The 11,187-nt window shown below is 60.0% G+C and carries 9 protein-coding genes; 2 read left to right on the top strand and 7 right to left on the bottom strand.

Annotated features, from left to right (window positions below):
• The 7 genes from VFN25_RS02560 to VFN25_RS02530 form a co-directional block, all read right to left on the bottom strand.
• The coding region (locus VFN25_RS02560; protein WP_325138496.1) for an efflux RND transporter permease subunit at positions 1-2,043 on the bottom strand (2,043 nt) is incomplete at its 3' end.
• Between the two features lie 91 nt (positions 2,044-2,134).
• On the bottom strand, positions 2,135-3,331 hold the full coding sequence (locus VFN25_RS02555) for an efflux RND transporter periplasmic adaptor subunit (protein ID WP_325138494.1): 1,197 nt from the start codon (positions 3,329-3,331) through the stop codon (positions 2,135-2,137).
• Between the two features lie 347 nt (positions 3,332-3,678).
• Positions 3,679-3,912 (bottom strand): formate dehydrogenase subunit delta, encoded by a 234-nt coding sequence (locus VFN25_RS02550; RefSeq protein WP_325138492.1) that lies wholly within the window; start codon positions 3,910-3,912, stop codon positions 3,679-3,681.
• Positions 3,913-3,915: 3 nt separating this feature from the next.
• Positions 3,916-4,755 (bottom strand): formate dehydrogenase accessory sulfurtransferase FdhD, encoded by an 840-nt coding sequence (gene fdhD / locus VFN25_RS02545; protein ID WP_325138490.1) that lies wholly within the window; start codon positions 4,753-4,755, stop codon positions 3,916-3,918.
• Positions 4,745-5,938 carry an MFS transporter gene (locus VFN25_RS02540; protein WP_325138488.1) on the bottom strand — a complete coding sequence of 398 codons (1,194 nt, stop codon included), beginning with the start codon at positions 5,936-5,938 and terminating at the stop codon, positions 4,745-4,747. Before VFN25_RS02540 ends, fdhD begins: the two co-directional genes overlap by 11 nt.
• 237 nt (positions 5,939-6,175) lie before the next feature.
• The gene (locus VFN25_RS02535; protein WP_325138486.1) at positions 6,176-7,096 is read right to left on the bottom strand and encodes a M23 family metallopeptidase; all 921 of its coding nucleotides are present in this window, start codon (positions 7,094-7,096) and stop codon (positions 6,176-6,178) included.
• 273 nt (positions 7,097-7,369) lie between these two features.
• Complete coding sequence (locus tag VFN25_RS02530; protein ID WP_325138484.1) at positions 7,370-7,831, bottom strand: isoprenylcysteine carboxylmethyltransferase family protein; 462 nt, start codon at positions 7,829-7,831, stop codon at positions 7,370-7,372.
• A 620-nt stretch (positions 7,832-8,451) separates the two neighbouring features.
• Between VFN25_RS02530 and VFN25_RS02525 the strand changes: the two genes are divergently transcribed.
• Both VFN25_RS02525 and VFN25_RS02520 read left to right on the top strand, forming a co-directional pair.
• Complete coding sequence (locus VFN25_RS02525) at positions 8,452-10,158, top strand: AsmA family protein (protein ID WP_325138482.1); 1,707 nt, start codon at positions 8,452-8,454, stop codon at positions 10,156-10,158.
• A 192-nt stretch (positions 10,159-10,350) separates the two neighbouring features.
• Positions 10,351-11,187: NADP-dependent oxidoreductase (locus tag VFN25_RS02520; RefSeq protein WP_325138480.1), on the top strand; the 837-nt coding region annotated here is incomplete at its 3' end.

Genomic DNA, 11,187 nt, shown 5'->3' with positions numbered 1-11,187 from the left:
GAGTTCTTTCTCATCAACCTCGGTCAGTGCGTACTGGTATTCGGTCGGCGCAATGCGGTTGTCGAGCGCAATATCCTGAACCGGTTTGAGGAAGAGCGCGACACCGGGGATGCGGTCGACGGCATGTTGCAGACGCGGCAGGATTTCATCCAGGCCATCGCGGTCGCCTCGCGGTTTGAGGACGATGCTGAGCTGGCCCTGATTGAGGGTTGGATTGATCGAACCGGCACCGATGAAGGCGGCCACACCGCTGACCGCGGGATCAGCGCGCAAGGCCTCGGCCACGCGCTGGGTGCGCTCAAGCATGGCTTCGAAGGCAATCGTTTCGTCAGCCTGGACGACACCGGTGATCATGCCGGTGTCCTGATTGGGCAGCAGGCCTTTCGGCATCATCATGAACAAGAGCACGGTCAGAGCCATGGTCGCGGCCAACACCATCATGGTCAGCGGGCGATGATCGAATACCCAATCCAGTGATCGCGCGTAGCCGGCAACCAGTCGGTTCCACCAGTCGCTCTTGCCCTTCATTTCGTGTGAGTCGTCGCGGTCTTCTTGCGGCACGTTTTCGCGACGCAGGAGGTAGGCACACATCATCGGCGTCAAGGTCAGCGAGACGATCATCGAGATACCAACCGCGATCGACAGCACTACCGCAAATTCCTTGAACAGCCGCCCGGTCACGCCCGGCATCAGCAACAGCGGCAGGAACACGGCAATCAGCGAAACGGTCAGGGACAGAACGGTGAAGCCGATTTCCCTGGCACCGACCTCTGCGGCTTCCTTTGGATCGCGCCCCTTCTCGATGTAGCGCACGATGTTCTCGATCATGACGATCGCATCGTCGACAACGAAACCCGTGGCCACGGTCAGCGCCATCAACGAAAGGTTGTCGAGTGAGTACGCGGCGAACGACATCAGTGCGAACGTGCCCGTGATCGACAAGGGCACGGCCACGCTCGGAATCACCGTCGCCCACAGGCGGCGCAGGAAAACGAAAATCACCGCGATGACCAGGCCGATTGTCAGCATCAGAGTGAACTCGACATCCGCGACCGAGGCGCGGATGGTTACCGTTCGATCGGCAAATACATCCAGATGCACGTTCGCCGGCAACAGGCTGCGCATCTCGGGCAACAGCTTTTTGATCTCGTCGACCGTCTGCACGATGTTGGCACCGGGCTGGCGCCGGATATCGAGCAGCACCGCGGGCTTTCCATTCGCCCATGCCGCCAGCTGATCGTTCTCGACGCCATCGACGACCTTGGCCACGTCGCCAAGCCGAACCGGCGCACCACCCTTGTAGCTGATGATCGTATTGCGATAACCGTCGGCATCCTTGAGCTGGTCGTTGGCACCAATCGTGTACGACTGCGAAGCCCCGTCGATCGTGCCCTTGGGGCCATTGACGTTGGCCTGGGTCAGCGCCGAACGCACGTCTTCGATGGTCAGGCCCTGATTGGCGATCGCCGCCGGATCGACCTGGATGCGCACCGCCGGACGCACATTGCCGGCGATGCTGACCAGACCGACACCGGCTACCTGGGACAGCTTCTGGGCAAGAATGGAGTCGGCGTAGTTGTTGACTTCGCGCAGCGGCAGCGCATCCGAACTCATCATCAAGGTCAGGATCGGCGCATCAGCCGGGTTGACCTTGTTGTAGACGGGCGGATACGGCAGGTTGTTCGGCAAGGTGCCACGGCCGGCATTGATCGCCGACTGCACATCCTGCGCGGCGGAATCGATATCGCGATCCTGATCGAACGACAACAGGATTGTCGAAAGACCCGCCGAAGAATCCGAGGTCATCATGCGCAGACCCGAAATCTGCCCGAATTGACGCTCCAGTGGCGTCGTCACCAGCGTCGACATCGTCGTCGGACTGGCCCCGGGATATTGGGTAGTCACCTGGATCGACGGCGCATCGATGTCCGGCAGCGCCGATACCGGCAACTGGCGGTAGCCAATGATGCCGAGCAGCATCACCCCAGCCATCAGCAAAGAGGTGGCGATCGGTCGGCGAATGAAGATGGTTGAGAAGCCCACGGTTCAGGGTTCCAGCTGGTTGGTCTTTCCCGCAGGGGAAAAGGTGATCAAGGGCCGGTCGGCGAATTCGGTCCGGGGCACTGGCAGCCGCTCAGCGCCGACCGCCATTGACGGGTTTCTTGTCATCTTTCACGGGCGCTTTCGCAGCAGTCACCTCACCCGGAGCCATCGGCGCGACCTTGATTCCGGCTTTCAGGCGGAACTGGCCTTCGGTGATCACCTTGTCGCCCGCATCGAGACCCTGAGCAACCAGCACACCGCCACCATCAACGGTTCCCGCCGTCACAACCGACTGCATCTTGACTGTCGAATCAGCCTGCACGACCCAGGCATACTCGCCATCAGGCCCCTGCTGCACGCCGGTCGCCGGAACCACGATGCCATTTTTCACCGTGCGCACGGCCAGGCGGACATTGACGAATTCGCCCGGCCAGAGCCTGCGATCCGCGTTGGCAAATTCGGATTTGAGTTTGAATGTTGCGGTGCTCGTGTCGATCGAGTTGTCGATGACCTTGAGCTCGCCTTCGGCAATCGGCGTTGAATCAGCGCGCGACATCGCGATCACCTTGAGAGGCGTCGCGTCTGCTTCGCGGACCTTGGCCATATCCTGCTGCGGCAGATTGAAGATGACATTGATTGGTTGGGTCTGGGTCAATACGACAATCGCGCTGCCGTTCGCCTGGACCAGGTTTCCGGCATCGACCAGACGGATACCGGCCAGACCATCGATCGGCGCAATAATCCGGGTGAAGCTCAACTGGGTCCGCGCATTGTTCACTGCCGCTGCATCACCAGCGATCACCGCTTCCTGCTGGCGCACGATCTGGCGCTGGTTTTCGAGATCCTGGGCCGAGACGAAATTTTTCTCGATCAGATCCTCATAGCGCTTCAGCGTGCTCCGCGATGCAGCGAGTTGCGCCTCGTCCTGCTTCTTCTTCGCCACCGCCTGATCAAGCGCCGCCTGGTACGAGCGTGGATCAATCTCGGCGATCAGGTCACCTTTCTTCACATGCTGGCCTTCAGCGAAATGCACGACCTGCAATTGCCCCGTGACCTGGGCACTGACGGTAACCGTGTTGAGCGCCTGCACCGTGCCCAGCGCGGTCAGAAATACCGGCACATCCTGAGCGGTTGCTGCCACCGCAGTGACCGGAATCGGCGAATTGTCGCCACCGCCTCGCCCGCCACGCCTCGGCTCGGATTCGCCATCGCTGCCAAACATGCGCCAGCCGAGCAATCCGACAACAACGACGACGACGATTCCCGCAATCACTTTTCCGCGCGACATGCGCACTTCCTTCTATGTCATGGGCCCGCGCGGACCCTGGATATTTCAAAGAGTAGCTGGACCACCCGATTGACCCGACCTCGCGAACCCACCTCGTCCCTGGGGCCGGTAACAACTTCGGAGTCCTGATCAGGCGCAAAGTTTCTCAGATCAAAATGGAGAAACCATGCAGGAATCGACGAGATCTTGCACAACGCCCTGCCCACTCCGGAAACTGTGGAGGCGAATGCATCGATAGTTACCCAATCGCCCGGCATTCAACAAGGGCCATTTGTCGTGATTGCGCGCGATTCGCGCACAGGACCGAATCCCGCCTCAGCTTGCGATTGGAGACCATCGAGGCAGGATCATTCTGTGGGCATGTCTTGATCAGCGGCCAGTCGAGCGACGGCGCTACGCGATAAATCATCCAGTCCGGAGCCACCCGCGTTGAAATGTTCGACGATCTGTCGGCACATGCCTGGTGTCCAGAATTTGCGCAGATGCTCGGCCACGCCCTCAACACCTGCCTCCTGATCCGGCTCGAAGACGAAATAACGGGTGATATCATTGGCCATGGCGACCAGGCGTTGCACGTCCATCAATCAGGTGTCCTGTTCGACAATGCGTTGCGGGTGAGTGTAGACGACATGTCCGTCATCCCGTGCAAAGCCGATCAAGGTTACGCCGCAGGATTCCGCGAGATGTATCGCCAGCGCGGTTGGCGCCGAGATCGCCGCGATCAGGCCGATGCCCACCGTCGCAGACTTTTGCACCATCTCGTAGCTGGCCCGGCTGGTCAGAATCAGGAATCCCCGCTGCACGTCGATGGCTTGTCGTGTCATTGCACCGACAAGCTTGTCGAGTGCATTGTGCCGGCCGACATCCTCGCGCACGAGCTGCAACGAGCCATCAATATCCGACCACGCTGCTGCGTGTGTGGCACCCGTGCGCAGATTGAGTGGTTGCGCGGCAGCCAGCGAATTCAAGGCCCGGTGCATGGCGTCGGCTGTGATCGCGATCGCTGCCGTCAGCGTCGGTGGATGGCGCAAGACATCTTCGAGTTGTTGCGTACCGCACAGCCCGCAACTGCTGCGTCCACTGAGGTTGCGCTGGCGCGCGGCAATCGCCTCGGCGCGTGGCTGCGGAATTTGCATGCCAATCTCGATGCCTTCAAGACGCTGGTCGATCCGGATCGTTTCGAGTTCACTCGACGAAGCGATGATCGCTTCACTGAGACTGAAGCCAAGGGCGAAATCCTGCAGATCCATCGGAGTCGCAAGCATCACCACATGTGCCTCGCCGTTGTAGCTCATCGCGATCGGAACTTCGCTGGCAATCCAGTCCTCGGTCTGCTCAATTGACCCATCCTCGAAGCGGGCAACGCGACGGCGTACGCAGCCTGTCTCGGCATCGGCAGATGAATCCCACTCCCTACTTCCCACTCCCTACTCCCGCTTTCAAAAGAGGCAACGCACAAACTGCGAGCAGGGCGAATATCGCCCCGGTGAAAAATGTCGTCTGCGAACCGTGCAGATCCCAAAGTGCGCCGGCCGCGACACTGGCGATCAACAACGCAACCCCGGAGATCAAACTGAACACGCCGAATCCGGTGCCGCGCCACGCAACCGGCGTGGTATCGGCAATCATCGCCGCGAGCAGGCCCTGGGTCATGCCCAGGTGCAAGCCCCACAAGCCCGCACCGATGAAGACGCCGAGCGATCCCGAGGCAAAAGCAAGCACGCCATCGGCGAGAACCAGCACGATCATGCCCGCCGCGAACAGGCTGCGCCGCGACCAGCGGTCGGACAATGCACCGACCGGCCAGGCCGAGGCCGTATAGACCACGCTCATGATCACCAGCACCAGCGGCACATAGGTATTGGAAAGTCCCAGTTGGGAGCCGCGAAGAATCAGGAAGGCTTCGCTGAATCGAGCCAGTGAGAGCAGACCGCCGACCACGACGACCATCCAGAATGGCCGGCCCAGACTGGCCAGGCCTGCACGCGAGATCGGCAGTCGCGCGCGGCGTTCGGCGCGTTCCGGTTCACGCACGAAGAACACGATCAAGGCCACTGCCACAACCCCCGGCAGCACGGCGAACCAGAGCACCGTATCGATATTGCCGAGAAACAGGGCCATCAAGCCGACCACCAGCAAGGGCCCGACCACCGCACCAATCGAATCCATCGACTGACGCAAGCCAAATGCCGCCCCGCGCACTTCCTGCGGCGTGACATCGGCGATCAGCGCATCGCGCGGGGCGCCGCGAACACCCTTGCCGAAGCGGTCAATCAAGCGGGCGGCAACAATCGTATCTACCGATGCGGCCAGCGGAAACAGCGGTTTGACCGCCGCCGCAAGCCCATAGCCAAGCAACACCAGCGGTTTGCGCTTGCCGAAGGCATCGCTGATATAACCCGAAAACACCTTGGTGATCAGCACCAGTGATTCCGCCGCGCCCTCGATCAAGCCGATCGTCAATGCGCTCGCGCCAAGCGTCCCGGCCAGCAGCACCGGCAGCAGGCTGTGCACCATCTCCGAACCCATGTCGGTGAACAGGCTGACAAAGCCAAGCGCCCAGACACTGACCGGGACGCGCGTTCTACGCTTTATGGATTCGGACATCCGGGCGTGCCTGTCTACCCGCCGAAATCGGCAGTCGAAGGCGGAATCCTAACAGCCTGTCTGACTTTGCTGGTTGAGGCGAGAATCCATCGGGGTGGAGCCAGAGTTTCGACGGTTTGCAGATCATAGGCGTGCCATGGGTCAAAATCTGCGGAACCATGGACCGCACACAGACGAAGTCGCAGCCCAGCCGCGCCTGACAGGCTGCCAGCGCGGACAACTCACGAGTGGCCCGGACTAGTCGTCGATCGTTGAATCGCCTTCATCGGGCTCGGCATTTTCGGCCTTCTCGATCTTGCGTTCGGCTTCGGCGTGGCTGTCGCTGACCGAAGGCAGCGTGGTCGGATTGTCGAACAACAGCGCCGGGTCGATGCGTTTGCCGAGCCAGCGCAGGCCGATATGCAGATGCGGACCGGTCGCCCGACCGGTGCTGCCGACTGTGCCAAGGGTCTGCCCTCGCTTGACCTCGTCACCGGCTTTGACCGCGATTGAATCGAGATGGAAGTTCATGCTGACCAAACCATCGCCGTGGTCGACATAGACGGAATTGCCGGCGTAGAAATGATCTGCGGCAAGCACCACCGTGCCATCAGCCACCGCCTTCACCGCACTGCCGACGTTGACTGGATAGTCGCGACCGCTGTGCAGGCTCTTGTGCTCCTTGTTGAACAAGCGCTCACTGCCAAAGTCATCCGAACTCTTCGGCAAACTGGCCGCAGGCGTTCCCAGCGGCAACGAGAATTTCGCCGCATCATTGCTGCCGCCAAGGATCTTCTCGATTTCAGCGCGCTCTGCGACAGCGCGACTGGTTTCATCGGCCGAGGGATTGAGGAAGCGATCGAGGCTTTCCGGCAACTCCATCTCGACCTTCGGGAACTCCGCTTTTTCGACACGAAGCGAGCCGAGATGCTGCTTGCCATCCTGATCCCACAGGGCGATCTCATGGCTGCCCGGTTTGGTACGGATATCGACCGGGTAGTAGCAAACGGCATCGACCGCCGCGTAGCGTTTGCCGTAGACGCCGCACTCACTCGCCGCCATTCCTGCCCAGCGCGCAACACCGCCCTGCGGTGCGGTGACGATATTCGCGGCCATCACGGTACCGCCGACAAACAATGTGCCGAACAGGATGGATGTGGAAATTCGAACTCGATTCATGGCTCGCCCCTCGATCACCGAATGATCGTTCACCCTATCCGGGCGCAACCGAACCGCAGCCCAATGGATGCCACTGAACAAATCTCACGCAAGTCCTGGTTCAGCTCGGGTTTTCTTGATCAGCGTTGTGCGAACAGCGGTTGAATTCCTGCACAAGCGGTGCGATACGACGACAAGACGTGCCTCAAAAATACTCATTTAGCGTATGCAAACCGCGATTCCGAGTCCGTTTCATCTTGTCTCGCAATCGCCTGAGCAAGTCTCAACAGCCCGTCAAAGCCAGCGCCGCACACGTGCGGTGTAGTGCTCGTAGTCCTCGCCGAATATTCGCCTGAGCATGCGCTCCTCCGGCACGATCTGAAATCGGCTGAGGATCAATACGAACAGGGGAATCACGGCAAATGGCAGCCATGCGGAAAGATGGACGGCCCATGCCAGCAGCAGGAAACCCATGCCCACGTACATCGGATTGCGGGTGATCCGGTAAACGCCATCGACAACCAGTGACGATGCATTCTCGGGCTTGAGTGGATTCACCGTCGTGCGTGATTTGCGAAAGGCGAGAATGCCAAGCACGTCGAAGCTGATGCCAATCAGCACGAGGACCGCAACGAGCGGCCAACGGAACTGCGCAGCCAATGAAAAAGACGGCCCCAGCGAAGAGACACCCCACATCAACACAGCAGCAAGAATGCCGATTATCGGCGGCGGAATTCGATTTTCGAAAGCAGACATGCGGGCCTCGGGCTAACAGGTGGATTCGGTTCGATCAGTAGTAGCTGGTCCGGCAGGAGCGGTCACCTTGTATTGTCTGGTCGGCAACGCGCAAGCACACGCAGAATCCACATCGAGGCGCATGCGAAGAACTGTCGCGGAGCCGTTTCACTTCGGCTCACAAGCGCCTGAGCGAATGTCAGCGGTTTGCCAGAGCGCCCGCAAATGATGGCGCGACGATAGTTGCCGCGGCAGGTACGCGATCATGCCAGTATGATGGCACGCAAAGTTCTGAATGGATTTCGCGCCAACCCCTATCAAAGGATGAACGAGATGACCCTATGTCCGATCGCAATCGTCACAGGTTGCAAAAAATGTCCGGCTTTTTCCGTGTGCCCGCTGAAAACCGTCATTGGAGACATGCCGAAGGCGGATAAAACGAAAGACAAATCGGGTTCTGCGTAAGACGCCCGCGTTGGGTGCGTCTACAGAATCTCTCGCCAATGACCTGCAAATGGCGATGGCAGCAACAACAGCCTCGATTGTTCAAGACAACGCCTGAAGGAAATTGACCGGGCGACCAGACCGGTGTTTGACTCGCGACCTGATTTGTCTCCTGGACAACGGCAGAGGAAACACTCATGAAACGCTTGATTTACGGAATGCTCATCGTCGTATTCGGCATTGTCGCAATTGCCGCAGGCGGGCTGTTGCTGGTCGACGCCGACCATTTCCGTGGACAACTGGAAACCACGCTGAGCAAATCCATCGGACGTGAAGTCGCGCTGGGCAAGTTGCACGCGTCGCTTTGGACCGGTTCACTGAACGCCGACGATGTTCGCATCGGCGACGATCCCGCTTTCGGCAAGCAAGCCTTTGTCACGGCAAAGTCCATTCGACTCGGCGTACGCCTGTGGCCCCTGATTGCGCGGCAAGAGGCACACGTCACATCGCTGACTCTGGAGAGCCCGGTTGTCTCGCTGCGACAGAAATCCAGCGGGGTCTGGAATTTCTCCAGTCTCGCTGGCGACGACGAGACGAGAGATGCAAGCACTGGGACCAATTCGAGCACCACGGAAATCAGCGTCGACACCCTGCGCGTGACCAACGGGCGCATCGAGGTCGAGCGCAGCAACGGCAAGCAGCGCAGTTATGACCAACTGGAGCTGAGTGCCAGCCATCTGCGCAAAGCTGCAACGTTTCCGTTTTCAGCGAGCGCCCGGATAGCAGGCGGTGGTTCGCTTGATCTGCATGGCGATGCGGGTCCATGGGATGCCGGCAATGCCGTGTTGACGCCGATCAATGCACAACTGCAACTGCACGATGTCGACCTGGTTGCTGCCGGATTCCTCAGCGGAACCGATGACACGGGCGGCGCGATCGATGCCAACGTGCAAATCCGTTCACAAGGCGGAGTGCTGCACTCCGGCGGCAAAATCAGTGTTCGGCGCCTCAAGTTGATGGCAGCCGGTTCACCAGCGACGCAGCCTCTACGCATCGATCTGAAGACGAACTACCAGTTGCCTGCCCGTAACGGGCGCATTGACGAGATGACGATCGCCAGTGGCGCAGCAGTGCTCGCCGTAAGCGGAAAATTCGACAACAAGAAGAACATCATGCGTCTGGATTTGCATGCGTCAGGCCAACAATTGCCGGTTGACGATGTGCAGGACCTTCTGCCTGCGTTTGGCGTAGTCCTGCCTGAGAATTCGAAGCTCAGCGGCGGCAGCCTCGGTATCAATCTGAATGCGAAAGGTGCGCTCGATGCACTCGTGATCAGTGGCGCGGTGAGCCTGGACAATTCCCTGCTCAAGGGTTTCAGCCTCGGTTCAAAGCTGGGAACAGCGCTGTCTCTGGCGGGCATCCGCGCACCGCGTGACACCATGATCAGACATGCCGATGCGGTGATTTCCATGCGCACTGACGGCGTGACCATTGATCCACTGGAAGCGGAAATTGCCGAACTTGGTGACATCGTGCTCCGCGGCCGCATGGCCGCCGATGATTCGCTCAACTTTCGCATGCGGGTAAAGCTCGACGATGCGTTGACCAACGGCATCAACCGTCGCGGTGGCGAGCTTCTCGGTAATTTGCTCAGGGGCTCGCCGCAAAACGGCATCGGCGTTCGCATATCAGGAACCGTAGACAAACCCCGGCTCAAGGTCGATCCTGATGCAATTCTCGGCCTGCTTGGCGCCGGTCTCAACCCCTCCGAAGACAACAATTCCACGCCGACGGCCGACAAGGAACGGCGGGACAAGCCCAGACGCACCGAAGACGTGCTCAAGGATCTGCTGCGCGATGCCTTGAAGCCAAAGAAGGACGATCCCGACTCGGGCAATCAGTAATTGCCTGGCGCGTGTCACCAGCGGAATTCCGCTGTCCATTCTCCGCGCGGGATCAGACTGATCATGACTCGCGCACGAATCGACGTGCAGATTTCTGGATTACTCGCTGCTCTCATCTTCCCGCACCGTTGCCTAATGCCCTTGCTGCCCCAAGCTTCGATGGCCGCAATGGCAATCCGAAAAGGTGATCCCGTGACCGAACCCACTCCCATCAACCGACAAATCACCCTGGCTTCGCGCCCGCTCGGCGCGCCGACTTCCGACAACTTCAAGCTGGTGGAGCAGCCGGTCCGCGCGCTCGGCGACGGTGAAGTGCTGCTGCGAAACCTGTATCTGTCACTGGATCCCTACATGCGTGGGCGCATGAGTGATGGCCCCTCCTACGCTGAACCGGTGGCGATCGGCGAAGTCATGGGAGCGGGAACCGTGGCGCGAGTCGCATCGTCACGCAACTCCGACTACGCCGAAGGCGACCTCGTGCTCGCCTTTGGTGGATGGCAGGACTATCTGGTTTCCGATGGTCGCGGCCTCAACAAACTCGATGCAAAAATGCAGCAGCCGTCACTGGCGCTCGGCGTGCTCGGCATGCCCGGCTTTACCGCCTACATGGGCTTGCTCGATATTGGCCAGCCCAAAGAAGGCGAAACCGTGGTGGTGGCGGCGGCCAGCGGCGCGGTTGGTTCCGTGGTCGGCCAGATTGCCAAGCTCAAGGGCTGTCGTGTGGTCGGCGTCGCCGGTGGTGAGAAGAAGTGCCGCTACGTCGTCGATGAACTCGGCTTCGATGCGTGCATCGACCATCGCGCCTCGGACTTCGCTGCTCAGCTCAAGGCCGCCTGCGGTAACGGCATTGATGTCTACTTCGAAAGCGTCGGCGGTGCCGTGTTCGACGCGGTCTTGCCGCTGCTGAATGCGAAGGCCCGCATTCCCCTGTGCGGACTGATTGCCCACTACAACGACACCCAACTGCCAGCCGGGCCGGATCGACTCGGACTGCTGACGCGCACGCTGCTGACCAAACGCATCAAGATG

Origin of the sequence: Dokdonella sp., from assembly GCF_035703485.1 — a bacterium.
Taxonomy (GTDB): Bacteria; Pseudomonadota; Gammaproteobacteria; order Xanthomonadales; family Rhodanobacteraceae; genus Dokdonella.
The sequence above is the reverse complement of the archived record's forward strand: the minus strand, read 5'-3'. Positions and strand labels throughout refer to the sequence as shown.